Source organism: Pseudomonas sp. NY15437 (assembly GCF_048068435.1).
GTDB classification, from domain to species: Bacteria; Pseudomonadota; Gammaproteobacteria; order Pseudomonadales; family Pseudomonadaceae; genus Pseudomonas; species Pseudomonas nitroreducens_B.
In genome coordinates this window covers 1-257 of record NZ_JBLUQC010000057.1, presented here as the reverse complement: position 1 = coordinate 257, position 257 = coordinate 1, and the positions used below count along the sequence as shown (strand labels likewise).

General features: G+C 50.2%; 1 rRNA gene. It reads left to right on the top strand.

The features are described 5' to 3' along the window. Positions 1–159: 159 nt before the first annotated feature. Positions 160–257, top strand: a 5S ribosomal RNA gene (rrf, locus tag ACNFIA_RS32010); the annotation flags it as partial.

Genomic DNA, 257 nt, shown 5'->3' with positions numbered 1-257 from the left:
CTAATTGCCCGTGAGGCTTGACCATATAACACCCAAACAATTTGCGTGTTGTACGGTGAAGACGTAACGAACCGAAAGTTCGTGTGAACCGCAAATTACCTGTCACATACCCGAATTCGGATGAGCGTGCGCAACTGCCACGAGCGTCCTAAAGAATTGCTTGACGACCATAGAGCGTTGGAACCACCTGATCCCATCCCGAACTCAGTAGTGAAACGACGCATCGCCGATGGTAGTGTGGAGTTTCTCCATGTGAG